21 protein-coding genes are annotated in these 24,861 nt (G+C 71.6%); 15 read left to right on the top strand and 6 right to left on the bottom strand.

Annotated features, from left to right (window positions below):
• Positions 1 to 147: 147 nt before the first annotated feature.
• Together ACIP94_RS29840 and ACIP94_RS29835 are read right to left on the bottom strand one after the other, a co-directional pair.
• Positions 148 to 837, bottom strand: coding sequence for a response regulator (locus tag ACIP94_RS29840; protein WP_402432372.1), 690 nt, complete (start codon positions 835 to 837; stop codon positions 148 to 150).
• A complete protein-coding gene (locus ACIP94_RS29835; RefSeq protein ID WP_402432369.1) occupies positions 834 to 2,501 on the bottom strand; it encodes an ATP-binding protein in 1,668 nt (555 codons plus the stop codon). Before ACIP94_RS29835 ends, ACIP94_RS29840 begins: the two co-directional genes overlap by 4 nt.
• 291 nt (positions 2,502 to 2,792) lie before the next feature.
• On the opposite strand from ACIP94_RS29835, the gene ACIP94_RS29830 reads away from it, so the two are divergent.
• The 5 genes from ACIP94_RS29830 (at position 2,793) to ACIP94_RS29810 (ending at position 7,127) form a co-directional block, all read left to right on the top strand.
• Positions 2,793 to 3,653, top strand: a complete 861-nt coding sequence (locus ACIP94_RS29830; RefSeq protein ID WP_402432366.1) for an ABC transporter ATP-binding protein — start codon at positions 2,793 to 2,795, stop codon at positions 3,651 to 3,653.
• A complete protein-coding gene (locus ACIP94_RS29825; RefSeq protein WP_402432363.1) occupies positions 3,650 to 4,528 on the top strand; it encodes an ABC transporter permease in 879 nt (292 codons plus the stop codon). The genes ACIP94_RS29830 and ACIP94_RS29825 overlap by 4 nt, the downstream gene beginning before the upstream one ends.
• A gap of 92 nt (positions 4,529 to 4,620) precedes the next feature.
• Entirely contained in the window at positions 4,621 to 5,706 is a 1,086-nt protein-coding gene (locus ACIP94_RS29820) for an ABC transporter substrate-binding protein (RefSeq protein ID WP_402432360.1), read from the top strand.
• 339 nt (positions 5,707 to 6,045) lie between these two features.
• Positions 6,046 to 6,468 carry an aspartate 1-decarboxylase gene (gene panD, locus ACIP94_RS29815; RefSeq protein WP_402432357.1) on the top strand — a complete coding sequence of 141 codons (423 nt, stop codon included), beginning with the start codon at positions 6,046 to 6,048 and terminating at the stop codon, positions 6,466 to 6,468.
• Positions 6,469 to 6,485: 17 nt separating this feature from the next.
• Positions 6,486 to 7,127 carry an aspartate/glutamate racemase family protein gene (locus tag ACIP94_RS29810; RefSeq protein ID WP_402432354.1) on the top strand — a complete coding sequence of 214 codons (642 nt, stop codon included), beginning with the start codon at positions 6,486 to 6,488 and terminating at the stop codon, positions 7,125 to 7,127.
• Between the two features lie 698 nt (positions 7,128 to 7,825).
• Here the strand turns inward: ACIP94_RS29810 and gndA are convergent.
• Positions 7,826 to 9,265 carry an NADP-dependent phosphogluconate dehydrogenase gene (gene gndA / locus ACIP94_RS29805; RefSeq protein WP_402432351.1) on the bottom strand — a complete coding sequence of 480 codons (1,440 nt, stop codon included), beginning with the start codon at positions 9,263 to 9,265 and terminating at the stop codon, positions 7,826 to 7,828.
• Positions 9,266 to 9,589: 324 nt separating this feature from the next.
• On the opposite strand from gndA, the gene ACIP94_RS29800 reads away from it, so the two are divergent.
• Complete coding sequence (locus ACIP94_RS29800; protein WP_402432348.1) at positions 9,590 to 10,840, top strand: transglycosylase family protein; 1,251 nt, start codon at positions 9,590 to 9,592, stop codon at positions 10,838 to 10,840.
• Here the strand turns inward: ACIP94_RS29800 and ACIP94_RS29795 are convergent.
• On the bottom strand, positions 10,830 to 11,825 hold the full coding sequence (locus ACIP94_RS29795) for a DMT family transporter (protein WP_402432345.1): 996 nt from the start codon (positions 11,823 to 11,825) through the stop codon (positions 10,830 to 10,832). The two genes, ACIP94_RS29800 and ACIP94_RS29795, sit on opposite strands and share 11 nt — an antisense overlap.
• A gap of 228 nt (positions 11,826 to 12,053) precedes the next feature.
• On the opposite strand from ACIP94_RS29795, the gene ACIP94_RS29790 reads away from it, so the two are divergent.
• The 9 genes from ACIP94_RS29790 to ACIP94_RS29750 all read left to right on the top strand — a co-directional run bounded on the left by ACIP94_RS29790 (position 12,054) and on the right by ACIP94_RS29750 (position 22,467).
• A complete protein-coding gene (locus ACIP94_RS29790; RefSeq protein ID WP_402432342.1) occupies positions 12,054 to 12,773 on the top strand; it encodes a (2Fe-2S)-binding protein in 720 nt (239 codons plus the stop codon).
• A gap of 74 nt (positions 12,774 to 12,847) precedes the next feature.
• Positions 12,848 to 13,999, top strand: a complete 1,152-nt coding sequence (gene glgA / locus ACIP94_RS29785) for a glycogen synthase (RefSeq protein WP_402432339.1) — start codon at positions 12,848 to 12,850, stop codon at positions 13,997 to 13,999.
• Between the two features lie 45 nt (positions 14,000 to 14,044).
• Positions 14,045 to 15,262, top strand: a complete 1,218-nt coding sequence (gene glgC / locus ACIP94_RS29780; RefSeq protein ID WP_402432336.1) for a glucose-1-phosphate adenylyltransferase — start codon at positions 14,045 to 14,047, stop codon at positions 15,260 to 15,262.
• A 149-nt stretch (positions 15,263 to 15,411) separates the two neighbouring features.
• On the top strand, positions 15,412 to 17,742 hold the full coding sequence (locus ACIP94_RS29775; RefSeq protein WP_402432333.1) for a GH92 family glycosyl hydrolase: 2,331 nt from the start codon (positions 15,412 to 15,414) through the stop codon (positions 17,740 to 17,742).
• Between the two features lie 176 nt (positions 17,743 to 17,918).
• Entirely contained in the window at positions 17,919 to 19,280 is a 1,362-nt protein-coding gene (locus ACIP94_RS29770; protein WP_402432330.1) for a wax ester/triacylglycerol synthase family O-acyltransferase, read from the top strand.
• A gap of 169 nt (positions 19,281 to 19,449) precedes the next feature.
• Entirely contained in the window at positions 19,450 to 20,940 is a 1,491-nt protein-coding gene (locus ACIP94_RS29765; protein ID WP_402432327.1) for an SDR family NAD(P)-dependent oxidoreductase, read from the top strand.
• A gap of 95 nt (positions 20,941 to 21,035) precedes the next feature.
• Positions 21,036 to 21,269 (top strand): hypothetical protein, encoded by a 234-nt coding sequence (locus tag ACIP94_RS29760; RefSeq protein WP_402432324.1) that lies wholly within the window; start codon positions 21,036 to 21,038, stop codon positions 21,267 to 21,269.
• 137 nt (positions 21,270 to 21,406) lie between these two features.
• A complete protein-coding gene (locus ACIP94_RS29755) occupies positions 21,407 to 21,733 on the top strand; it encodes a hypothetical protein (protein ID WP_402432321.1) in 327 nt (108 codons plus the stop codon).
• Positions 21,730 to 22,467: a DNA polymerase beta superfamily protein gene (locus tag ACIP94_RS29750; protein WP_402432318.1), complete on the top strand. Its 738-nt coding sequence runs from the start codon at positions 21,730 to 21,732 to the stop codon at positions 22,465 to 22,467. The genes ACIP94_RS29755 and ACIP94_RS29750 overlap by 4 nt, the downstream gene beginning before the upstream one ends.
• 7 nt (positions 22,468 to 22,474) lie before the next feature.
• On the opposite strand, the gene ACIP94_RS29745 is transcribed toward ACIP94_RS29750, so the two are convergent.
• Together ACIP94_RS29745 and ACIP94_RS29740 are read right to left on the bottom strand one after the other, a co-directional pair.
• Positions 22,475 to 23,722, bottom strand: a complete 1,248-nt coding sequence (locus tag ACIP94_RS29745) for a glycosyltransferase 87 family protein (protein ID WP_402432315.1) — start codon at positions 23,720 to 23,722, stop codon at positions 22,475 to 22,477.
• 121 nt (positions 23,723 to 23,843) lie between these two features.
• Entirely contained in the window at positions 23,844 to 24,404 is a 561-nt protein-coding gene (locus ACIP94_RS29740) for an HD domain-containing protein (RefSeq protein WP_402432313.1), read from the bottom strand.
• Positions 24,405 to 24,861 lie beyond the last annotated feature (457 nt).

Below are 24,861 nucleotides of genomic sequence, written 5' to 3'. Positions count from 1 at the left end.
GAGTCACGGCAACTGGGCGTACCGCGGCTCGGGGGCGAGAGCGTCGCCCACACCGTCGGCAGCCCGGCGAATGACCGCGGCAGCCGAATGGACGGACCGGGGAAGACCGGCCGCGGGCAGGATCGCCGTGGAGTGCTCCGCAGTGGTTCAGCGCGCGATGCGGTACCGGTGCTCGGGGCGGCCGTTGGTGCCGTAGCGGAGTTCCAGGCGGACCGTGCCCTCCTTGACGAGGTAGGACAGATACCTCTGGGCCGTGGCTCGGGAGACGCCGGTCGCCTCGGCGGCCTCGGCGGCCGACAGGGCGGTGCGGGCGGCGCGCAGGGCCTGGTGGATGGCGGTGAGCGTGGGCGCGGAGTGGCCCTTGGCCGGGACCCGGGGGACGGCGGGTGGGCGGGCGGCACTGAACAGGGCGTCCACGTCTGCCTGATCGGCGGTGGTCGTCCGGCTGAACGCGGCCACGCGGTCGCGGAGCTGGCGGTAGGCGATGAGCCGTTCGGCGAGGTCGGCTGAGCCGAACGGCTTCACCAGATAGCCGATGGCACCGAGTTTCATCGCGGCACGGACGGACGTAATGTCGTGGTCCGCGGTGATCATGAGGGCGTCGGGGCGGGCGTCGCCCTGGTCCTGGCTGAGCTGCCGCAGGATGTCGAGTCCGCTGCCGTCGGGCAGGAAGACGTCGAGCAGCATCAGGTCCGGCTGCAGGGAGCGGACCGCCGCCAGTGCCTCGGCTACGGTCGCCGCCTCCCCGACCACCTGGAAGCCCTCGACCCGGTGCACGTACTCGCTGTGGATCTGGCCGACCCGGAAGTCGTCGTCCACCACCAGGATCCGGATCACCAGCCCTCACCTCCCATCGGGAGCGCCGTCGTGAAGAGGGCCCCCTGCGGCACCGGTGCCGTGTCCGGCAGCGGCAGTTCGACCGTGAAAACGGCGCCCGGGCCCTCGCTGACCGTGATGGTGCCGCCGTGTCGCTGCACCAGCCGGTGCACCAGGGCAAGCCCCAGGCCGCGGCGCGCAGTGCCTCGCTCAGGGCGGGTGGACCAGCCGTCCTCGAAGATCGTCTGGGAGGTCTCCGCGGCGATGCCCGGACCGTTGTCCGCCACACGTACGACGATCAGCTCGTCGCCCTCGGCCAGCGTCAGCCCGATGCGGCGTCCGCCGTCGGCGGGTGGTGCGTCGGCCGTCGCGTCGATGGCGTTGTCGAGCAGGTTGCCGACGATGGTCAGCAGACGCCGCAGGTGTGGCGGATCCGCTCCGAGTGCGGAGTCGTCGGTCAGGACGATCCGCACCCCGCGTTCGGCGGCCACCGTTGTCTTCGCCACGATGAGCCCGACCATCAGCGGGTTGCCGATGTGCCGGCGCACGGCCTCGGTCAGTGCCTGCCCGGAGCGAGCCGTCTCGATGGCGTACTCGTACGCGGATTGTTGTTCGCCGATGTCCAGCAGCCCGGCCAGTGTGTGCATCCGGTTGGTGAACTCGTGCTGCTGGGCCCGCAGGGCGTCGGTCAGCCCGCGCACGGAGTCCAGTTCGCGCAGCAGGCCGACCAGCTCTGTGCGGTCGCGCACGGTGACGACGGCCCCCAGTTCGTGGCCGTGCAGGGTGACCGGCATGCGGTTGACGGCGAGACAGTGGTCGTCGGTCAGGACGCTGACGTCGGTGCCGTGCAGCGTGCCATCCAGCACGCGGCGCAGCCGGCCGTCGGGCAGCACCTCCTCCAGGCGGCTGCCGAGCGCGGTGCCGAGGCCGAGCAGCCGCCGGGCCTCGTCGTTCACGACGGTGATCCTCCCGTCGGGGTCGAAGGCGACCACGCCCTCCCGAATGCCGTGGAGCATCGCCTCGCGGTCCTGCAGCAGACCGGCGATCTCCTCCAACTCCAGACCGAACGTGGTGCGCTTCAGACGCCGGGCCAGCAGATAGGCCGCGGCCGCGCCGATCGCGGTGGCGATCGCGGCGTACAGCCCGAAGGTCGGCAGCTCGCGCCACAGCTCGCCGAGCACGTCGTGTTCCGGTATGCCCACCGACACCTCACCGACCAGTGCGCCGGAGGGCCCGTGCAGTGGCGCCTTGCCGTTGGCGGACCGCCCGGTCGCACCCTGGTCGGCGCCGACGTGTGGGCGGCCGTCCCGTACCACGATCGGCTCGTCCACCGGCTCGCCGATCAGAACGGGGATGGGGTGCGAGTGCCGTATGCCGTGCAGGTCGATCACGACGACGTACGACGCCCCGGAGGCCCGGCGGATCCGTTCGGCGACCGTCTGTACCACGTCGCCGCCGCCCCCGCGTTCCATGGCCTGCCGGATCTGAGGGTCCGCAGCCGTGGTCTGTGCGATCGCCAGGGCCCGCTTCTCGTAGGAGCGGTCGAGTTCGGCCCGTTGCGCGAAGGCGAACAGGACGAACCCGATCACGCCGGTCAGCCCGAGGATGACGAGCTGGTTGGCGAGGATCCGCGTGGACAGTCTCCGCTTCCCGCCGCGGCCTGTTCGGATACGGATGGGTATCACGGGTGCCTCTTCGTTCCTGTCGTGCGTCGTCCCGGGCCGGCCGATTCACGTGCCCGGGTGGCGCGATTGTGCCTGATGGCCAGGGTGCTGCCCACCCCTCGTCCGATGAGCAGAACGAGCAGAAGCCCGGTTTACGCAACTATCGCGAGATAGCTCGGAAACAGCGACGTCATACGCGGCGGCCTCTAGCGTCTGCCTTCCTCGGCCTGCGAGGGACCTCGATGAGTCTCTCCAGGGAACCCCCAGGGAACCCCCGAGGAACTCCGAACGAAGGAAGGAAGCGGCCCCCACATGGCTTCGCGAAACGATGTCGCGACGAGCCCAGGCACCGATGCGGCGGACCATGCGAACGCACGCATCGAGATATCCGGGCTCACCAAGCGATTCCTGACCCCTGCCGGTGAGGTGTTCACGGCGCTGCAAGGCGTTTCGTTCACCGTGGAGCCGGGCCAGTTCTGCGCCGTGGTGGGTCCGACCGGCTGCGGCAAGTCCACGACACTCAGCATGGTGTCCGGTCTCGACCGGCCCAGCGAGGGCTCGGTCAGGGTGGGCGGACGCGAGGTGGACGGCATCACCGACGGCGTCAGCTTCATGTTCCAGACCGACGCGCTGCTGCCCTGGAAGACCGTCCTCGGCAACGTGCTGATGGGCCCCGTCTTCCGCGGGGTGCCCAAGCAGCAGGCGCAGGCTTCGGCACGCGACTGGCTGCGCCGGGTCGGCCTCGCCGGGTTCGAGGACCGCTACCCCCACCAGCTGTCCGGCGGTATGCGCAAGCGCGTGGCGATGGCCGCGGCGCTGATCAACGAGCCAAAGATCCTGATCATGGACGAGCCGTTCGGTGCCCTGGACGTGCAGACCAAGGCGATCATGTCGACCGAGTTGCTGAGCCTGTGGGAGCAGATCCGGCCGTCCGTCATCTTCATCACCCACGACCTGGACGAGGCCGTCGCACTCGCCGACAGGGTCGTCGTGATGACCTCCAGCCCCGGCTCGGTCAAGGCGGTCTTCGACATCGACCTGCCCCGCCCGCGCGGCTCCGTCCAGGAGATCCGCTTCCAGCCCCGCTTCATAGAACTCCAGCACCAGATCTGGGACACGCTGCGCGAAGAGGTGGAGCGCGCCTACGCACTCACCGCCGGAGGCAAGCAATGAGTACGACGTCCACCGTAACTGCCGCCTCTGTCACCGACGGCGGGAAAGGCCCGGCCGCGACCATCGCCCAGCGTGCCGCCCGGCGGCGTGGGGCCCTGGTGTGGGCCGGCCGTATCGGACTTGCGGTCCTTGTGATCGGCGGTTGGGAAGCGTTCACCACCTGGGGCATCGTCGACCCGTTCTTCTTCGGACAACCGTCGGGCATCTGGAAGCGGCTGATCGACCTCTTCCAACACGGCACCCAGTTCGGCTCCTTCTACCAGAACATCTGGACCACCATCGAGGAAGCGCTCGTCGGCTTCGCCGCGGGCTCCCTCACCGGGGTCGTCTTCGGCGTCGTGCTCGGGCAGAGCCGCTACCTGTCCGACGTGCTCGGCCCCTACATCAAGATGGTCAACGCCATCCCGCGCATCGTCCTCGGCTCGATCTTCATCGTCGCCTTCGGCATCGGCGTGACCCCGAAGATCCTGCTCGCGGCGGTGCTGGTGTTCTTCATCGTCTTCTTCAACGCCTTCCAGGGCGTGCGTGAGGTCGACCGCAACGTCCTCGCCAACGTCAGGGTGCTGGGCGCATCCCGGACGCAGATCACCCGGCACGTCATCGTGCCCTCCGCGCTGACCTGGATCATCGCCAGCCTGCACAGTGCCTTCGGCTTCGCCATCGTCGGCGCGCTCGTCGGCGAGGTGCTCGGCGCCCAGAGCGGCCTGGGCCTGGTCATCAAGACCGCGCAGAACAACTTCGACCCCAACGGCGTGTTCGCCACGATGCTGGTCATCGCGGTGATCGTGCTCGGCGCGGAGTGGCTGATCGGCAAGCTCGAACGCCGGCTGCTCGCCTGGCGCCCGCCGTCCCCCTCCGAGGCGAACGTCCTCTGACGCCGCCGTCCCTCCGGCCCGTATCCCCGTCTCTCCTTCCCCCGCACCCCCGTACAGCGGATCCCGCAGTCCCGAAAGGTGTATGCCTCGCCATGCTCAAGAGAACTCTCACCGCGTCCATCGTCATGGTCCTCGCCCTCGGCGCTGCCACCGCGTGTTCCAGCAACTCCGGCAGCTCCGGATCGTCCGGCTCCGGCGGCACCCCGACCGTCCGCCTCATGGTCGGCGGCATCGACAAGCAGATCTATCTGCCCTATCAGCTCGCCCAGGACCTCGGCTTCTACAAGAAGTACGGCGTCAAGGTCGAGCTGAGCACCGAGCAGAACGGCGGTGTCGGCGCCGAGGAGGCCATGGCATCGGGACAGGTCGACATGGCCGGCGCCTGGTACAACCACACGATCGAATTCCAGGCCAAGGGCAAGGCGGTCGAGGACGTCGTCCAGCTGTCCGGCGCGCCGGGCGAGCGGGAGATGTGCACCAAGCAGAGCGGCGTGAAGTCGGCCGCGGACTTCAAGGGCAAGACCCTCGGGGTGACCGACCTGGGCTCGGGCACCGACACTCTCACCCAGTTCATGGCGGCGAAGAAGGGCGTCAAGATCAACCAGTTCCACCGGCTCGCGGTCGGTGCCGGCTCCACCGCCGTCGCCGCGCTGCAGAACGGCAAGGCCGACTGCGTCATGACGACCCAACCGACGGTCGCCGCCATCCAGAAGAAGGGCGTCGGCACCTCCGCGATCGATCTGGCCACCACCGACGGCGCCAAGGCGGCGCTGGGTGGTGCGTTCCCGGCCGCGAGCGTCCTCGCCCGCACCGACTGGGTGAACTCGCACAAGGACGCGGTGCAGAAGGTCGTCGACGCGCTCGTGGCCACCATGCACTGGATCCACGACCACAGCGCCGCCGACATCGCGAACAAGATGCCGGCGTCATTCGTGCAGAACCAGCTGGTCACCAAGGCCGACTACATCACGGCCCTGAACGAGGACAAGGGCCAGTTCCTGCCCGACGGAATCATGCCGGCCGGCGGCCCGAAGACCAGCCTGGCCACCGAGAAGATGGTCGGGACCGTGACCTCGACGGTGGACCTCAGCAAGACCTTCACCAACGAGTTCGCCATCAACGCCAACAAGAAGGAGGGCCTCACCACCACCACGACCCCTGCCGGGGCCGACGGCTGAGCCTCTCTCGCCCACACGAGGCCGCCCAGGCAACCACAGCCCGGGCGGCCTCGGCCGTGCACACCGCGGACCGCATCCCCGCACTCGCCGCCGCAGGGCGTGCTCCGGGAACATCAGAGCGGCCTCCGGGAACATCAGGGCGTGCTCCGGGAACATCAGGGCGGGCCGGCCGCCGGTGCCGATGGCGTCAGACGCGCCGTCAGGAAAGTCGGCATTCGGTCAGCACGAGTCCTGCGGAACCTGGGGAATGCTGCCCGGACATGCGACTGGCTGTAGCCTGTGGAAACAGCCCTTGACCTGCAAAAGCAGGCAGGGAGCAGGCGAATCGGGAGTTTCTTCGTGTTTCGTACAGTATTCAAGTCCAAGATCCACCGTGCCACGGTCACCCAGGCCGACCTGCACTACGTCGGATCCGTGACCATCGACGCCGACCTGCTGGACGCCGCCGACCTGCTGCCGGGTGAACTGGTCCACATCGTCGACATCACCAACGGTGCCCGCCTGGAGACGTACGTCATCGAGGGCGAGCGTGGCTCCGGTGTCATCGGGATCAACGGGGCCGCGGCCCATCTGGTGCACCCCGGCGACCTGGTGATCATCATCAGCTACGCCCAGGTCACCGACGCCGAGGCGCGGGCCCTGCGGCCGCGGGTCGTGCATGTGGACGGCGACAACCGGATCGTGGAGCTGGGCGCCGACCCGTCCGCGCCGGTGCCGGGTTCGGACCAGGAGCGCAGCCCGCAGGCCGTCGTCACGGCCTGACCCCGGATCCGGCTCCGATGTCCCCGTACGCCGGCCCGCTCGCCCTGCTGCACACCTCGCCGGTCCACATCCCCGTCTTCGAGGCCCTGCGGAACGCGTCCCACCCGGGCCTGGAGTTGACGCATCTCGTGGCCGGGGAGCTGCTGGACCGTGCCCGCGCGGACGGGCCGCAGGCGGTGGCCGGTGACGTCCGGGAACTCCTCGGCCGGGCCGTCGCGGCGGGCGCCTGCGCCGTGCTCTGCACCTGCTCGACCATCGGCGGGGTCGCCGAGCGCGCGGGCGTCGGCGTGCCGGTGCTGCGCGTGGACCGGCCGATGGCGGCCGCCGCGGTGGCGGCGGGGCCCCGCATCGTGGTGCTCGCCGCGCTGGCGAGCACCCTGGGGCCGACGGTCGCCCTGATCCGCGACGAGGCCGGAGGCCGGCCCGTGCGGGCGCGCACCATGGTCGTCGAGGGCGCCTGGGACCTCTTCGAGGCGGGGGATGCGAGCGGCTACGTCCGCGCGGTCGCGCTCGCCGCCGACACGGTCACGGATGCCGACGCCATCGTTCTGGCCCAGGCGTCGATGGCTCCCGCGCGGCGGCTCGCGAGGACCGTCGTGCCCGTCCTCGCGAGCCCGGGCCCGGGCCTCGCGGCGGCGGCCGCGGCAGTGACACGCTGAGCCGCGCGGCCCGGCCGGCAACGCGGACCGAGGGGGAGGGTGCGCGAGGCGGCAGGCACCGCACCGGCCTACGACGTGAGTGCGCGCGAGGCGCCCGGGTACCCGAAGGGCAAGTCAGGGCCGACGTATCACCTGGCTGGAGGACACGATGACGCATCCGCTCCCCGATCCCGCACAGCCGGGACCGCCCCCCGGACCGGGACCGACCCCGGGACCCGAGCCGACCCCCGAACCGGGTCCGGGTCCCGAGCCCGTGCCACCGGGACCGTCCCCCACGCCCCCGGCACCCACGCCGCCGTCACCCACGCCGCCGTCACCCACACCGCCGGCGCCCGGTCCGACGCCCCCGGGTCCCGGGCCTACGCCCCCCGGGCCCGGCCCCGACCGTCCGCAGCCCGGACCCGAGCCCGTGCCCGGACCGGAGCCCCGGCCCACCCCGGAGCCGCCGCCTTCCCCGATCCCCGAACCGCCGGGTCCGGACCCCGTTCCCCGGCCCGAACCGGGGCCGCCCCTCAAGTAACAGGGACCCCTCCGGAACGGCGGCCCGAGCGCGGGAGGATTACGCCTCGACCTGCGAGCGCCCCGCCCCGCAGGTGACAGGCCTGCGAGCGCCCCCGCGCTTGAGGTGACAGGCCTGCGAGCGCCCCGCCCCTCAAGCGACAGGAACCCCTCCCGAACCGCGGCCGGAGCAGGGGGGCCTACGCCTCGACCTCCGAGCGGTCCCCGCCCCACAGCGTGTGGAACGAGCCAGGGCGGTCCGTCCTGCGGTAGGTGTGCGCCCCGAAGAAGTCCCGCTGCCCCTGGGTGAGGGCGGCAGGCAGCCGTTCGGCGCGCAGGGCGTCGTAGTAGGCGAGGGCGGCCGAGAAGCCGGGTGCCGGGACGCCCTGGCGGGTCGCCGCGACCAGGACCTCGCGCCAGTCGTCCTGCGCCGCGGCGATCTCCTGGGCGAAGGTGTCGTCGGACAGCAGACTGGGCAGGTCGGGACGGGCGTCGTAGGCGGCCCGGATGCGGTCGAGGAAGGCCGCGCGGATGATGCAGCCCGCGCGCCAGATGGAGGCCACCTTGCCGAGGTCGATGTCCCAGCCGTACTCCTCGCTGCCCGTCGCGATCTCGTGGAAGCCCTGCGTGTACGACACGATCTTCGAGGCGTACAGCGCCTGCTCCACGCGGTCCGCGAAGGCCCCGGCCTCCGCCTTGCTCAGCGGTGCGGCCTTGGGGCCGGCCAGATGGCGCGACGCCTCCCGCAGGGCGGAGTGGCCGGACAGCGAGCGGGCGAACACCGCCTCCGCGATGCCCGAGACCGGCACGCCGAGGTCCAGCGCGATCTGGACCGTCCAGCGTCCGGTGCCCTTCTGCTCCGCCTGGTCCTGGACCACGTCCACGAACGGCTTGCCCGTCGCCGCGTCCACGTGGGAGAGCACCTCGGCCGTGATCTCGATCAGGTAGGAGTCCAGGCGGCCGGTGTTCCAGGTGCGGAAGATCTCCGCGATCTCGGCGGGGGAGTAGCCCGCCACGTCGCGGAGCAGCTGGTACGCCTCACCGATGAGCTGCATGTCGGCGTACTCGATGCCGTTGTGGACCATCTTCACGAAGTGCCCGGCGCCGTCCGGACCGATATGGGCCACACACGGTGTGCCGTCCTTCGCCTTCGCGGCGATCTTCTCCAGCATCGGGCCGAGGGAGGCATACGACTCGGTCGAGCCGCCCGGCATGATGCTCGGTCCGTGCAGCGCGCCCTCCTCGCCGCCGGAGATACCGGTGCCGACGAAGTGGATGCCCCGCTCGCGCAGCTCCTTCTCCCGGCGGCGGGTGTCCGCGAAGTGTGCGTTGCCGCCGTCGATGATCATGTCCCCCGGCTCCAGGAGCGGGGCGAACTCCTCGATCACCGCGTCGGTCGGCGCACCCGCCTTCACCATGATCATCAGGCGCCGCGGACGCTCCAGCGCCGCGACGAAGTCCTCCGGGGTCTCGGTCGGTGCGAAGTCGCCCTCGTGTCCGAATTCCTTCACAAGATCATGGGTGCGCGAGGCGGTCCGGTTGTGCAGGGCGACCGTATAGCCGTTGCGGGCGAAGTTGCGGGCGAGGTTGCGGCCCATGACCGCGAGACCCGTGACGCCGATCTGGGCGGAAGCGTTCATGACGGTTGGCTCCTAGAGGTACTGGAATCGTCGGTGCCGGTTCGGTCCTGAAGTCGTCCTCGATGGGTGCTGCCGGTCGTGCACGTCAGTATTGCCCCGGTGACCATCCTGACGTGCCGGTACGGCCCCCGCACATCCGGACGTGCCGGGCGGACGCCGCACCCTCCCCACCGCTCCCTTCTGCCCCAGCGTTTCCGGCCGATTCCCTCAACCAGGGACGTTTACCGGTCAGTTGGCCTCTGCGAGCGGCTGATTGCCGTCTTGCCATGGCCTGTTCGGGGCACATACTTTTGGCCCTCCTGACGCATGCCGAGGGGGCTCACCATGGCCGTACGCGGTCGGCACCGCCGGTATCAGCCGACAAGGATCAACCGCGCGTCGCTCACCGTCACGGCCGGTGGCGCCGGCATGGCGATCCCGCTCATCGGGGCCGGAGCGGCGCACGCGGCCGACGTGGACACCTGGACCAAGGTGGCCGCCTGTGAGTCGAGCGGCAACTGGAGCATCAACACCGGCAACGGCTACTACGGCGGGCTTCAGTTCACCCAGTCCACCTGGGAGGCGTACGGGGGCACGGCCTATGCCCGGCGGGCGGATCTCGCCACCGAGGACCAGCAGATCGCCGTGGCCGAGAAGGTCCTGGCCGGTCAGGGCCCCGGCGCCTGGCCGGTCTGCTCCCTGCGCGCCGGACTCACCGCCTCCCACTCCTCGCATCCCGCGAGCGGGATGACCTCCGGCGGTGCCGACCACGACACCTCGCGTGCGAGCACGCGGACCGCCAAGCGCTCCGTGCGCGATGTGAAGCCGCAGACCACGCCGCAGTCGCAGGCGGGCACCGCCGAGATGTACACGGTGGTGCACGGTGACACCCTCTCCGGTATCGCCGACTCCCACCGCGTCCAAGGCGGTTGGCAGCGTCTGTACCAGGCCAACCGCGCGACCGTCGGCGCGGACCCGGACCTCATCCTGCCCGGTCAGCGGCTGAGTCTGCGGGCCAAGGCCCCAGCGCCCCCGGAATCGCCCTCCGCCCGCACCCACAAGCCGTCTCACCAGCAGTCCCACAAGCCGCCCCACGAGCCGTCTCACCAGCAGCCCCACCAGCGGTCCGGTCACCCCTCCCATAAGTCGTCCACGGGAAAGGCCACTTCCGGCCGGGCGGCCACCGTCACCCCCACGCTGATCGCCCCGGTGAACGCCGCGACCGGCACGCCCTACCATGCCGCGGGTTCCACCTGGTCGAAGGGCTACCACACGGGCGTCGACTTCCCCGTGCCCACCGGAACCTCCGTGAAGGCGGTGGCGGCGGGGCATGTGGTCAGCGCGGGCTGGGGCGGCTCCTTCGGCTACCAGGTCGTCATCCGGCACGCCGACGGCCACTACACGCAGTACGCCCACCTGTCCGCGATCTCCGTGAGGGACGGGCAGGGTGTGGCGGCCGGCCAGCGGATCGGCCGCTCCGGGTCCACCGGGAACAGCACGGGCCCGCATCTGCACTTCGAGGTGCGGACGGGGCCCGAGTTCGGCAGTGACATCGACCCGGTCGCCTATCTGCGCGCGGGCGGGCTCAGGATCTGACCTCTGCGCGGCCCTGGGGCCGGGCAGGGCCGGGTACGGAAACGAGCTGTCCGCCGTGGACGGGGCCGTGCGGCCCCGACGGCTCGACCCGGGCCGCCGGCTCCCGGTCCCCGGACGGACCCGGCCCAAGCGGCGCCGGCACCCGGGCCCCCTCCTCCGCGCTGATCCGCTCCGAGGTCAGCAGGACCAGGCCGCCCGCGGCGACGGCCGCGCAGCCGAGCGCCCCCGCGGCGCCCGCCGTGCCGTGACGGAAGGTCTCTCCGAACAGGGTGATGCCCGCCACGGCCGCCACCACCGGGTTCACCACCGTCAACGCGGACAGCGGTGCCGCGAGGCCGCCGCCCCGGTAGGAGGCCTGTGACAACAGCATGCCGGCGGTGGCGAGGACGCCTATCACCGCGAGGCTCGGCAGGTCCGTGAGCGCGATGCCGCTCGTCCAGTCCACCGCGACGGTCTTCGTGAACACGGAGGACATGCCGAACGCGACCCCGGACGCCACCGCCAGCAGCACACTGCGGACAACCGGATGCCGGTGTGTCGCGCGGGCCGCGACCATCAGCGCCACGATCGCGCCGGCGGTCACGACCGCGACCGTCACCCGCTGGGGACCGCTCAGCGACCGCGCGTCGGAGGCGCCGATCAGGGTCAGCAGGCCCGCGAGGCCGACCGTCGACATGGCGGCGCCCCGCCAGGCGGCCGCCCCTGCCCTCCGGCTCACGAGCAGCGCGGCCATCGGCAGGGCGAACACGATGGTCAGCGCGCCCAGCGGCTGGACCAGGCTGAGGGGACCGTCGGCGAGGGCCATCACATGCAGCAGCCCGCCGAGGCCGTTCAGCACGACGGCGGCCCACCAGACCGGCCGGCGAAGGGGCGCGTACGACCGGCCGGGCGTGGACACGGCGACCTGCTCCTGCACGATCGCCCCACCCGCGTAGGCGACGGCGGAGACGAGCGACAGGAGGACGGACAGCGCGAGGGCGCTCATGGGCGGCTCCTTCGCGCGGGACCGGGACGGGGGGCCCGGTGCGGCGAACGGTCGGCTTGCATGGTCAACACGATGCCGCCCGGGACTGTTCCTGTCGTCGTCCCCAAGCACGCATTGGGTCATACTGCCGACGGAGTACGGCCGCGGTCCCCTCCTCCCCTCAAGGGGCGGCGGCGCACGCGTCCCCCAGGTGGGAGCCTCGACGGGTCCTTGGTACTACTGGGGTTCGTGGACCTCGACCCCGAACTCGCCGCGCTGCGCCCCCTCGGCGGCTTCTTCGTCCTGCGCACCGGAGTGCCGCCCCGGGCCGGGCTGCCGACTCTCGAACGGGCGTACGTACCGCCGGTGCGCCCCGCCCCTTTGGACGCGTCCGCGGATCCGCTGGCCTTCCGCCTCCGCAAGGTCGTCCGTGCGCTGGGCGCGCCGGAGGACCGGATCGCCGCCTCCCTCGCCCACCAAGGGCTCGCGGCCCGGCTGTGGTCCGTCGCCCTCGGCGCGGCCGCCCTGTACGGGCGGGTGCCGGACCTCGACCCGCGGCTGCTGCGCTGGGACCCGGACGGCAGCGCGCCGGACGACCTGTGGCTCGGCGAGGTCCGGGCGCTGCCGGGCGACTCGCTCGACGCGGTCGTGCGCGAGGGGCACCTCGTCCCGCTCGCGACGGCACTGAGCGGCCGCCACGGGGTCTCCGCTCGACTGCTGTGGGGCAACGCGGGCGCCGCGCTCGCGAGCAGCGTCCGCATGATCGACCGCTGGGCGCGTACGGCCGGTCGCACGGACGTGGCGGAGCGGGCCCGCACCCTGGCCGCCGGGCTGTTCGCGCATCCCGACCTGGTCCGCACCGTCGAGCCGGCCACCGGCCGGCGCCGCACCTGCTGTCTGTACTACCGGCTGCCCGGCGGTGGCCTGTGCGGCGACTGCTGCTTCGACCGCCCGCCGGGCCGCCGGTGACCACACGTGGTCTTCCGCAACGGCCGTATCTGGGTGACCATGTGGGAACCAGCCGCTGAGACAGGGGGTTCCGGGTGCGTGTGGGACTGCTGACCCGGGAGTACCCGCCGGATGTGTACGGCGGTGCGGGCGTCCATGTCGAGTTCCTCGCCCGGGAGTTGCGCTCGCTGACGGACCTGGACGTGCACTGCTGGGGGGAGGGCGGCGCGGCCGGCGTCGTACGCCACCGGCCGTGGTCCGCCCTCGACACCGCCAACGACGCCCTGCGCACCTTCTCCGTGGACCTGTCCATCGCCGCCGCCCTCCAGGACCGTGAACTGGTCCACTCGCACACCTGGTACGCCAATCTCGCCGGCCACCTCGGCAAGCTGCTGTACGGCATCCCGCATGTGGTGACCGCCCACTCGCTGGAGCCGCTGCGCCCATGGAAGGCCGAGCAACTGGGCGGCGGTTACGCCCTGTCCGGCTGGGCGGAGCGCACCGCGGTCGAGGCGGCGGACGCGGTGATCGCCGTCTCCGGCGCCATGCGTGAGGACATCCTGCTCTGCTACCCGGCCCTCGACCCGGCGCGGGTCCATGTCGTGCACAACGGCATCGACACCTCGCTCTACCGGCCGGACCACGGCACCGAGGTGCTCACCCGCCTCGGCCTCGATCCGAGCCGCCCCTATGTCCTGTTCGTCGGCCGCATCACCCGTCAGAAGGGCGTGCCGCATCTGCTGCGCGCCGTGCGGCACATCGACCCCGAGGCGCAGGTCGTGCTGTGCGCGGGCGCCCCCGACACACCCCGGATAGACCGCGAGTTCCGCGATCTGTACAAGGAGTTGAGCCGGAGCCGCCAGGGCCTCCACTGGATCCCGAGAATGCTGCCGCGTCCGGAGGTGATCCAGCTCCTCACGCACGCCGCCGTGTTCGTCTGCCCGTCGGTGTACGAGCCGCTCGGCATCGTCAACCTGGAGGCCATGGCGTGCGGCACGGCCGTGGTGGCCTCGCGCACGGGCGGCATCCCGGAGGTCGTGGAGGACGGCCGCACCGGCCTTCTGGTGGATGTGGACGACGACTTCGAGGAGCACCTCGCACGCGCCCTCGACTCCGTTCTCGCCGACCCGGTCGCCGCGGGGCGCATGGGTGAGGCGGGACGGCAGCGCGCGGTGCGGGAGTTCGGCTGGGCCACGGTGGCCCGCCGCACGGTCCACCTGTACGAGAAAGTCCTCGCACAGGGGTAGTCATTGAGCGGAGAGCGGCACAACCGGGCGTAGAGGGGCGGCGGCATGCGCGGTGGACCTTCGGTGCTGGGAATCGTATTGGCCGGTGGCGAGGGGAAGCGGTTGATGCCGCTGACCGCGGACCGAGCGAAACCGGCCGTGACCTTCGGCGGAACCTACCGCCTCGTCGACTTCGTCCTGTCCAATCTCGTCAACGCCGACATCCTGCGGATCTGCGTGCTCACGCAGTACAAGTCGCACTCGCTGGACCGGCACATCACCACCACCTGGCGGATGTCCAGCCTGCTCGGCAACTACGTCACACCCGTGCCGGCCCAGCAGCGGCTCGGGCCGCGCTGGTACCTGGGCAGCGCGGACGCGATCCTGCAGTCGCTGAATCTGATCTACGACGAACGGCCCGAGTATGTGGCGGTGTTCGGGGCGGACCACGTCTACCGCATGGACCCGCGGCAGATGCTGGCCCAGCACATCGACAGCGGCGCGGGGGTGACCGTCGCGGGGATACGCGTCCCGCGCGCCGAGTCGTCCTCCTTCGGGGTGATCACTCCCGGCACCGACGGCCAGACCGTGAGGCGTTTCCTGGAGAAGCCCTCCGATCCTCCGGGCCTGCCGGACGACCCCGAGTGCGTGTTCGCCTCGATGGGCAACTACATCTTCACCACCAAGGTGCTGATCGAGGCGCTCCAGCGCGACGCCGAGGACCCCGACTCCGTGCACGACATGGGCGGTTCGATCCTGCCCGCGCTCACCGACCGGGGCGAGGCCGGGCTGTACGACTTCAGCGCCAATCACGTGCCCGGCGAGACCAGCCGAGACCAGGGATACTGGCGGGACGTCGGCACCCTGGACGCCTACTACGAGGCGCACATGGATCTGATCGCCGAGCGTCCCGCCTTCAACCTCTACAACCGTAGCTGGCCCATCTACACCCACTCCGGCCAGCTGTCCCCGGCCCGCTTCAACGCGGGTGGCATCGCCAGCGAGTCGATCATCAGCGCCGGCTGCCTGGTCCGGGGGCAGGTGACCCGCTCGGTGCTCTCGCCGGGAGTGGTGGTGGACCCCGGTGCCGTCGTCCAGGGGTCGGTCCTCCACGACAATGTGCACGTCGGGCGGGGCGCGATCGTGCGCGGAGCCGTCCTGGACAAGAACGTCGAGGTCCCGCCGGGCGCGACGATCGGCGTCAACCCGGACCGGGACTCGGAGCTGTACACGGTCTCGAAGGGCGGTGTGATCGCCCTGGGCAAGGGCCAACGCGTGCTGTGAACGGGCGCCGCCCCCGGCACCGCCGGGGGCGCGCGAGCAGGCACCGAGCCGCGACGCGCCGCAGGTCAAATCCACTCATTGCCCTGGAATCCGACATCGCGCCACCACCATGTGCACCAACGATGTCGATCCTCCGGAGGTCTTCCCAGATGAGATGGACCCGGTGCCTGCGGGTGTGCGCCGTGGGAGCGGTGGCGGTCTCGGCGCTGTTCTCGCCGTCGGCCGGCGATGCCGCCGAGTCGAACGGCGGCAGGCTCACGGACCTGGTCAACCCCTTCATCGGCACACAGAACGAGGGCAACACCTTCCCGGGCGCCGCCGTTCCGTTCGGCATGGTGCAGCTCTCGCCGGACACGGGACACAGCACCGGCTACGACTACACCCAGCACCGGATCCGCGGCTTCTCCCTGGTCCACCTCTCCGGTGTCGGCTGCGCCATCGGGGGGGACCTGCCCGTGCTGCCGACGACGGGGGACGTGACCGAGACGGACTACGCCAAGTACGCGGCGACGTTCCGCCACGCCGACGAGCAGGCGAGCCCCGGCTACTACCGGGTCCGGCTGGACAGCGGTGTCGAGGCCGAGCTGACCGCGACCGCGCGCACCGGGGTGCAGCGGTACACGTTCCCGGCCACCCACACGGCGAACGTGTTGCTCAACGCGGGTCAGGCGCTGCACAAGAACGTTTCGTCCAGCGTCGAGATCCTCGACGACCGCACGGTGCGCACCCAGATCACGGGCAGCGGCTTCTGCCGTTCCACCCGCCCGTACACCCTCTACACGGTCACCCGCTTCAACCGGCCCTTCACCAGGCACGGAACCTGGTACCAGGACTCGATCACCCCGGGCGCGACGAAGTCGTCGGGCCCGGGGCGCAACGGCGCGTACGTCACGTTCGACACGACCGGGGACCGCACCGTCGAGGCCACCACCGCGCTGTCGTACGTCGACGCGCACGGCGCCGACGTCAACCTCGCTACCACGCAAGGGCGTTCGTTCGACGGACTGCGGGAGGACGCCCGCCGGGCCTGGGAGGACCGCCTGGACGGCGTCCGGGTGCAGGGCGGCGGCGACACCCTGCGCACCACGTTCTACTCGTCCCTGTACCGGTCCTTCCTCGCGCCGAACATCGGCAGCGACGCCGACGGCCGGTATACCGGCTGGGACCAGCGGATCCACCGGGCGAGGGGGTTCACGTACTACCAGAACTGGTCGCTGTGGGACACCTACCGCACCCAGTGCCAGCTCCTCGGCCTGCTCGCACCGCGCGAGGCGCGCGACATGGCGATCTCCGTGCTCAGGATCGACGAGGAGGGCGGCTGGCTGCCCAAGTGGGGCTACGGCACGGTCGAGACGAACATCATGAGCGGTGACCCGGTGACCCCGTACCTCACCAACGCCCATCAGCAGGGGCTGCTCAAGGGCTACGAGGAGCGGGCCTACCGCGCGCTCAGGAAGAACGCCGACGGCGTACCGCCCGCCGACACCATGTATGTGGGCCGGGAGGCGAACCATGAGTACATCGCGCACGGCTTCGCGCCATACATCAAGGGCCGCCCGTATGCCAAGCCGGGCGACTCCGACTACCACCACGGCGCCTCCGTGACGCTGGAGTACGCGCTGTCCGACGCGATGCTCGCCCAGATGGCGCGCGACCTCGGCCACCATGCGGACGCGGCGCGCTATGCGGCCCGGTCCCGTAACTACCGCAACATCTTCGACGCCTCGACCGGCTTCTTCCGCGCCCGGGACGCCTCCGGGGCCTTCACCGGGCAGGCCGACCCGGCCCGGAGCGAGGGTTTCCACGAGGGCACCGCCTGGCAGTACCAGTGGCTCGTGCCGCAGGACCTGCGCGGCCTGATCGGCCTCCTCGGCGGCGAGAAGGCCGCCAACGACCGCCTCGACGCCTTCTTCGCCTACGACCGGCTGCTGAAGGACCCGGCCGGGACCGCGCGCAGGGTCTGGGTGAACGGCCCGTACGCGTACTACAACGCGGACAAGTACAACCCGCAGAACGAGCCCGACCTCATCGCCCCGTACACGTATCTCTCGACCGGCCAGCCGTGGAAGACGACGGACGTGGTGCACGCGGCGCTGACCCTCTTCACGGACGGGCCGACGGGCATGACCGGCAACGACGACCTCGGCACGATGTCCGCCTGGAACGTGTTCTCGTCGATCGGCCTCTTCCCGGTGCAGCCCGGCTACGGCACCTGGGGCCTGAGCACGCCCGTCTTCGACCGGGTCGACCTGGTCCTGGACCCGGCGTACTACCCGCGCGGAGGGCTGACCATCACCGCGCCGGGCACCTCGGACCGGGACCGGTATGTGCAGAGCGTCGGCATCGACGGGGCGGACTACGACCGGACCTACGTGACGACCGACACGCTGCGCCGTCTGGGCACACTGGAGTACACGGTCGGCGCGCGCCCATCCGGGTGGGGCACGGCACCGGCCGCCGCGCCGCCGCCGCTGAAGTGACCTCGGACACCTTGTACGTCACCTCGTGCGTCCCATGAATCCCGCTGAGCCCGCCGGTCACCGGCGGGGCGGGACTTCACGTGACATTAACTGTACGTAGCACGATCGTACTTGACCGTAATCATCCTTCAGGGGTTGACTTCTTGCTTCATCCACCGTCGACGCGAGGCAAGCCATTGACTTCCGACCTGCTCGCACCACTCGACCTGGCGTTCTGGAACATCGAGTCCGCCCGGCACCCGATGCATCTCGGGGCCCTCGGCGTCTTCTCCTGCCATTCGCCGACCGCGGGCGCCCACGCCGCCGATCTCCTCGCGGCGCGCGCCGCCGCGGTGCCGGGGCTGCGCATGAGGATCCGCGACGTCTGGCTGCCGGACGTGCGTCTGCCGCGCCACCTCGCCGACGTGCGCCTCCCGCTCGCGCTCGGCGGCGCGGCCCGCGAACCCGCCCCCGACTTCGACCCGCTCGACCATGTGCGGCTGCACGCGCCCACCACCGACTTCCACGCCGCCGCGGGCCGGCTCATGGAGCGCCCGCTGGAGCGGGGCCGGCCGCCGTGGGAGGCGCATGTGCTGCCGGGGGAGTCCGGCACCACCTTCGCCATCCTCTTCAAGTTCCACCACGCGCTCGCCGACGGACTGCGCGCCCTGACGCTCGCGGCGGCCGTCATGGACCCGATGGACCTCCCCGAGCCCCGCCCGCGTCCCCCGGAGCCCGCCCGTGGCCTCCTGCCCGACGTGCGCAAACTCCCCGGTCTGCTGCGCGGCACGCTCTCCGACGTGGGCCGCGCCCTCGACATCGGGGCCTCAGTCGCCCTCTCCGCCCTCGGCATGCGGACCTCCTCCGCGCTGGTCTCCGAGCCCAGCGGCACTCGCCGAACCGCCGGGGTCGTCCTCGACCTCGACGATGTGCACCGGGTGCGCAAGTCGGCGGGCGGCACGGTCAACGACGTGCTCATCGCGGTCGTGGCGGGCGCCCTGCGCCGCTGGCTCGACGAACGCGGCGACGGCAGTGAGGGCGTCGAGCCCCGCGCCCTGATCCCCGTCTCCAACCGCCGCCCCCGCACCTCCCACCCACAGGGCAACCGGCTCTCCGGCTACCTGATACGGCTTCCGGTCGCCGACCCGGACCCACTGGAACGGCTGCGGACGGTGCGGACCGCCATGGACCGCAACAAGGACGCCGGACCCAACCGCGGCGCGGGAGCCGTCGCGCTGCTCGCCGACCATGTGCCGGCGCTGGGCCACCGGCTGGGCGGACCGCTGGTCAGCCAGGCCGCACGGCTCTGGTTCGACATCCTGGTCACCAGCGTGCCGCTGCCCAGTCTCGGTCTGAAGCTCGGCGGCAACCCGCTCACCGAGATCTACCCGCTCGCCCCGCTGGCCAGCGGTCAGTCCCTGGCGGTGGCGGTCTCGACCTACCGGGGACGGGTCCACTACGGGCTCGTCGCCGACGGCCGGGCGGTCCCGGACCTGGAGCTGCTGGCCCGCGCGGTGACGGAGGAGGTGGAGACGCTGCTGGACGCCTGCGGCAACTAGGGACCCCTCCGGCGCGCGGCCGCCCCTGTGCCGTGTGCTGCCGGCCGGTCACCTGCCGTCGTCGTGATCAGCGCGGGTTTGGTGACCCGGCCGGGCGCTCCGTAAAATTCCGCGTTCGAAGGCGAGCGCGGTCGGAGCGCTGCGCGGGTGAGTGAGGAACGGCAGCGCGATGACGGTGACAGAGGACGTCCTGGTGGGCGGCGGCTCGGCGGTGGCTGACGAGGTGCCGTACGGGCCCGGCATCGATCCGGAGCGCCTGGCCGTCTGCCTCAGCGTCCTGGAGGAGCTCGACGGCCTCGGGGTCGACCACCCTGACGCGGTCAAGGTGCGCCGGGCCACCGCGCACATCTACCGCATGGTCAAGCAGCGCCGCCGCCAGGAGCGCCGGGCCGCCAAGACCGCCCACGACAAGGCGGTCACCGAGGCGACGGCGACCGGCTCCGCACAGCGCATCGACGATGAGACCGAGGGCATCCTGCCCTCCTCCGTCACCGAGGCCGGCCAGGTCGCGGGGATACTCCAGCGCCCCCGCTCCTGCTACGTCTGCAAGAGCCGCTATGTCGAGGTCGACTACTTCTACCACCAGCTCTGCCCGGCCTGCGCCGCCGAGAACCGGGCCCGGCGCGACGCCCGCACCGACCTCACGGGCAAGCGGGCCCTGCTCACCGGCGGCCGCGCCAAGATCGGCATGTACATCGCGCTGCGGCTGCTGCGGGACGGCGCCCACACCACCATCACCACCCGCTTCCCCAACGACGCGATCCGCCGCTTCAAGGCCCAGCCCGACAGCGACGACTGGATCCACCGGCTGAAGATCGTCGGTATCGACCTGCGCGACCCGGCCCAGGTGGTGGCGCTCGCCGACTCGGTGGCCGCCGAGGGCCCCCTCGACATCCTGATCAACAACGCCGCCCAGACGGTGCGCCGTTCCCCGCAGGCCTACAGCGAGCTGGTCGCCGCCGAGTCCGCACCGCTGCCCGCGGGCGAGCTGCCGTCCGCCGTGGTCATCGGCACCTTCGGCTCCGGCGCCGTGGCCGCGCTGCCCGTGGCCGGCGGCGGCGCCCTGCGCGCGCAGGACGTCACCGACCTGGCACTGGTCTCCGGCTCGGCCTCGCTGGAGCGGATCGCGGCCGGCACGGCGATCGACGCGGGCGGACTCGTACCCGATCTCCACGAGACCAACAGCTGGGTGCAGACCGTCGAGGAGGTCACGCCGATCGAGCTGCTGGAGGTCCAGCTCTGCAACTCCACGGCCCCCTTCATCCTGATCAGCCGCCTGCGCCCGGCGATGGCGGCCGCGTCGGCCCGGCGCACGTACATCGTGAACGTCTCGGCGATGGAGGGCGTCTTCAGCCGCGGGTACAAGGGCGCGGGGCACCCGCACACCAACATGGCCAAGGCCGCCCTCAACATGCTCACCCGCACCAGTGCCGAGGAGATGTTCGAAAAGGACCGCATCCTGATGACCGCGGTCGACACCGGCTGGATCACCGACGAGCGCCCGCACCCGGACAAGGTGCGTCTGGCGGACGCCGGCTTCCACGCCCCGCTTGATCTCGTGGACGGCGCTGCCCGGGTATACGATCCGATTGTGCGCGGCGAGCAGGGTGAGGACCTGTACGGCGTCTTTCTGAAGGACTACGCGCCCGGCAAGTGGTGAACCGGTCGCGATCCGGCAGGCGGTGATGATCCGCCTCGGGTGCGTAGGCCGGCGGCGGACGGGAACTCGCCCTGGTGAGACCGCTAGGAGTTCTCATGGCCCAACCACACGAGATCGACCCGCGTGCCGTCAGCGATCCCCGCAACCGATACGTGAGCGACGAACAGTTCTACCGCTCCGACCGCGCGGCGGACTCCGTCCTGCCGGAGGACCGGCCACGCGGCGGCCGGCCGCCGGCCCCCTTGAAGCACCGTGGAACGTGGGGCACGGTCGCGCTGATCGCCTGCATCATCCTGGTGATCGCCGCCGGGATCGCGTTGTTCCCGTGAGCGATCGAAGGCCGCCGTTCCACGCGTGAACGGCGTACGCCCCGGAGGCGGAGGACTCCGGGGCGTACGCGGCCCTGAGCCCTCGCGCAGGAAAAACCGTTGGTCGGGAGCACGCGTCGCCGGTTAGCGTCCCCGGCATGCCCCGGCTCTCCGCTGACTTCGTCCACCCCGCCCGAGTGACCCTCCCGGGCGAATACCGTCTGCGCCCGATCACGCCCGCCGACAGCGGCCTCGACTGTTCGGCCGTCATGGGCTCACGGGAGCGGCTGCGGTCGCTTTACGGCGAGGCATGGGGCCCGCCGCCGACCGCCATGACACACGAGCAGGACCGGGAGGACCTGCCGCGTCATGAGCGGGGGACGGCGGAACACAAGTCCTCCCACCACGCCCTGTTCGACGACGCCGGCACGGCGGACTCCGCGTCCCCCGGCACCACCCCGGCAGGCAAGGGCGACCGGCCATGACCGTGCGCCATGTCCTTCTCTCCGGCATCGTCGGCTCGACCGCCTACGGGCTCGCCCGCGAGGGCTCCGACGTGGACCGGCTCGGTGTGTTCGCGGCGCCCACCGAGCGGTTGCACGGGCTGCACCTGCCGAAGGAATCCCATGTCACCACGGCCCCGGACCGCACCCTGCACGAGGCGGCCAAGTGGTGCCGCCTCGCCCTCGGCGGCAATCCCACCGCCATGGAGCTCGTCTGGCTGCCCGCCGAGCTGTACGAGGTGCGCACGCCACTGGGGGAGGAGCTGATCGGCATCCGCGGCTCGTTCCTGTGCGCGAAGCGCGTCCGCGACGCCTATCTCGGGTACGCGACCCAGCAGTTCAGGCGGCTCGACGCCCGCGGCGGGGGCCCTCTCCCGGCGGACCTCCACGCACGCGTCGCCAAACACGCCCGCCACCTCAAGCGCCTGTGCCACCAGGGCCTGGAGCTGTATACGACCGGGCGGTTGACGATCCGCGTGGAGAGCCCGGAGGAGTACCACGACTTCGGCGAGCGGGTGGCAGCGGACCCGTCGGTCGCGCTGCCTCTGCTCCGGTTCTACGAGAGCGCCTTCGACGAGACGCCCGGTGTGCTGCCGGAACGGCCGGACGAGGCACCGGCCGAGGCATGGCTGCGCCGCGTCCGCGCCCACTTCTACGCAACCGGGGCCACGGTCCCCGCGGGCCCTTCCACGGGCGTTCCCGGCCAACGGCGCTGACCGCGCCCTACAGCCGGGCGGGGGAGAGGTTCGCGGGCATCCGGCCGGGTGCCCGGACCCGGGTCGCGGCGATCGCGAGAAGGGTCAGGACGGCGCAGACGGCGTAGGCCGTGCCGGGCCAGGCCAGCAGCGCCGGGTACGGGCTCGGACGCGGCAGCCGGTCCTCCGCGCGGATGAGCAGCGGGATCAGGCGGCCGACCGTGGCGAGGGCCCAGGCGGCCAGCGCGACCCGGTGGAGCATCCGCCGCCGGCCCGGTCCGTGCGCCAGCCACATCATCGTCGGCAGGCACCAGACCCAGTGATGGCTCCATGAGATGGGACAGACCAGCAGTCCGTACAGCTCGGCGGTCACGAGGACGCCGAGCAGGTCGTGGCGCCGCACCGCGCTCCACAGGGCGCCGGCCGCCAGCCCCGTGACCAGGACCAGGCCCGTCCACCAGGCCACGGAGGCGAGGGCGTCCGGGCCGAGGAGCCGGTCGAGCGCTCCGCGCAGGGACTGGTTGCGCACCGACCAGGCGGGGCCGATCCGCTGAGTGTCCGTCACCAGGGAGAACCAGTAACGCGCCGACTCCCTCGGGGCGATCAGCCAGGCCAGGGCCGTGGCCCCGACACCGGCGGCGAGGGCCCATGCCGCGGCCCGCCACTGCCGGGTCGCCAGCAGATAGGGCCCCCCGAAGGCCGGGGTCAGTTTGACCGCGGCCGCCAGACCGAGGGCCGCTCCCCGGGCCACCGGCGTGAGCGGCACCGCGAGCGCCGCCAGGGCCAGGGCGCACAGCAGCAGGTTGACCTGCCCCTGGTCCAGGGTGTGGCGCACCGGTTCCAGCCACAGACCGGCGGCCGTCCAGAGCCGGACACGGGACCGTGCGGGCCGGTCGCGGGCGGCGCACAGCAGCCGGGCCGCGCAGCAGGCGATCACCGCGAGGGCCGCCACGGAGACCGCCTGCCACAGGACGATCACGGCCGGCCAGGGCAGCCGCGCGAGCGGCAGGAACACCAGGGCAGCGAACGGCGGATAGGTGAACGGCAGCACGGGGATCGGCGGAGCGGTGTGCAGTTGGTAGTCGTAGAGGCCACCGGTGAGGACCAGCGGGGACGCCTCGCGGTAGACGCGCAGATCCAGGGGGGTGGGAGGGGAGACGACGGCGGCCAGCAGATGAAGAGCCAGGGAGGCGGCCAGACACCACCCGGCATGCCGGGTCATCCATGAGCCGACGACCCGGCCCCGGCCCGGAGCGGTTGCGTGGCGGGGGCGCATCCCGCTGAGTGTGGCACGGCCGGACGGCCGGCCAGGTCATTGCTCCGACCGGCAGCACGTCGCCTGTCGCGGGCTCGCCCTCGCGCACGCCGTGCGCCCGCGTGGCAGCGGACCCCGGGGCTCAGTCCACGGCCCCCAGCCGGGCATGGCCGGCCGCCACCAGTTCGAGCACCGTCCGCCAGTCCTCCAGCACTCCGGCGTCCAGGCCCCGCACCTTCGCCGCCTCGTCCGCCTGACGCAGGGTGAGGGCGTCGTCGGCCAGCGGATCGCCGGCGAACGCGGCCGCCTCCTGGGGCGTCATCGGCCCGCCCCGCCGGGCCGGGGCGGACGCGCTCCACGCGGACGGACCGTGGGCCCGGGAGACCGCGGTCAGATAGCGCTCCGCGACGGCGTGCAGGCGTACGAGACGGGAGACCCGTTCGCCGAGCAGCGGCCGTACCGCGTCGGCCGCCCGGTCCGCGGGTCCGGTGTCGTCGTCCGGCGGCAGCAGCAACCCGATGTCGTGGACCAGGCCGGCCACCTGAAGTTCCTTGTCCGCGGGGTGACTTCGGCGCAGCAGAGCGGCGGTCTGCAGGGCGTGTTCGTGCACGTCGACCGGGTCGCCGTCACGGTCCGGGGTGCGCCGCGCGCCCCGGCAGGCGTGCAGCAGATCCATCAGCTCCTCGACGCTGCGCAGCTCCATGCGTCAGTCCTCCCGCGAGAAAAGCCGTTGCCGACGGTCAGCAGATCATGGCGAGCTTGCGACTCAGCCAACAGGACCTGAACTGAGCACCGTACGCGCCGGGCCGGCCACCGGCGGTGCCGGTGAGCAGTTCGAGGACTGGGTCGAGCGGGTGACGGCAAAACGGGTGTTTCATGTCAATAGGGTTAATAATCTGACCGGATGAGTGTCGAACGACTCAAGACGGTTACCTGGTTGTTTCAGCCCCATCGAGCGGGGGCCCGCTCATTTGGTTAACCTGGACTGTACGGACAGCCTTTGGGTCCACCCAACCCACGGTCCGTCCCGGGACAAGCCGGTCACCACGGCCTGCTCTCGTACGAGTTGCCGGCGCCACCGCGTCCGACCTGTTTTCGACTCAGACCCGAGCGGACGTCGAGGGTACAGCGGCAGACTGGACCGGAACGTCCCGAGGGTT

It is taken from the genome of Streptomyces sp. NPDC093261, assembly GCF_044753645.1.
Lineage (GTDB): Bacteria > Actinomycetota > Actinomycetes > Streptomycetales > Streptomycetaceae > Streptomyces.
Note: the sequence above shows the minus strand (reverse complement) of the source record. Positions and strands in the feature narration are given on the sequence as shown.

What these genes read in the sequence shown, in the direction of transcription:
- ACIP94_RS29775 (WP_402432333.1), top strand. Translation starts at nt 15,412, where the DNA reads ATGAGATGGACCCGGTGCCTGCGGGTGTGCGCCGTGGGAGCGGTGGCG.
- ACIP94_RS29765 (WP_402432327.1), top strand. Translation starts at nt 19,450, where the DNA reads ATGACGGTGACAGAGGACGTCCTGGTGGGCGGCGGCTCGGCGGTGGCT.
- glgC (WP_402432336.1), top strand. Translation starts at nt 14,045, where the DNA reads ATGCGCGGTGGACCTTCGGTGCTGGGAATCGTATTGGCCGGTGGCGAG.
- ACIP94_RS29750 (WP_402432318.1), top strand. Translation starts at nt 21,730, where the DNA reads ATGACCGTGCGCCATGTCCTTCTCTCCGGCATCGTCGGCTCGACCGCC.
- gndA (WP_402432351.1), bottom strand. Translation starts at nt 9,265, where the DNA reads ATGAACGCTTCCGCCCAGATCGGCGTCACGGGTCTCGCGGTCATGGGC.
- ACIP94_RS29745 (WP_402432315.1), bottom strand. Translation starts at nt 23,722, where the DNA reads ATGCGCCCCCGCCACGCAACCGCTCCGGGCCGGGGCCGGGTCGTCGGC.
- ACIP94_RS29825 (WP_402432363.1), top strand. Translation starts at nt 3,650, where the DNA reads ATGAGTACGACGTCCACCGTAACTGCCGCCTCTGTCACCGACGGCGGG.
- ACIP94_RS29810 (WP_402432354.1), top strand. Translation starts at nt 6,486, where the DNA reads ATGTCCCCGTACGCCGGCCCGCTCGCCCTGCTGCACACCTCGCCGGTC.
- ACIP94_RS29755 (WP_402432321.1), top strand. Translation starts at nt 21,407, where the DNA reads ATGCCCCGGCTCTCCGCTGACTTCGTCCACCCCGCCCGAGTGACCCTC.
- ACIP94_RS29760 (WP_402432324.1), top strand. Translation starts at nt 21,036, where the DNA reads ATGGCCCAACCACACGAGATCGACCCGCGTGCCGTCAGCGATCCCCGC.
- ACIP94_RS29820 (WP_402432360.1), top strand. Translation starts at nt 4,621, where the DNA reads ATGCTCAAGAGAACTCTCACCGCGTCCATCGTCATGGTCCTCGCCCTC.
- ACIP94_RS29830 (WP_402432366.1), top strand. Translation starts at nt 2,793, where the DNA reads ATGGCTTCGCGAAACGATGTCGCGACGAGCCCAGGCACCGATGCGGCG.
- ACIP94_RS29800 (WP_402432348.1), top strand. Translation starts at nt 9,590, where the DNA reads ATGGCCGTACGCGGTCGGCACCGCCGGTATCAGCCGACAAGGATCAAC.
- ACIP94_RS29740 (WP_402432313.1), bottom strand. Translation starts at nt 24,404, where the DNA reads ATGGAGCTGCGCAGCGTCGAGGAGCTGATGGATCTGCTGCACGCCTGC.
- ACIP94_RS29795 (WP_402432345.1), bottom strand. Translation starts at nt 11,825, where the DNA reads ATGAGCGCCCTCGCGCTGTCCGTCCTCCTGTCGCTCGTCTCCGCCGTC.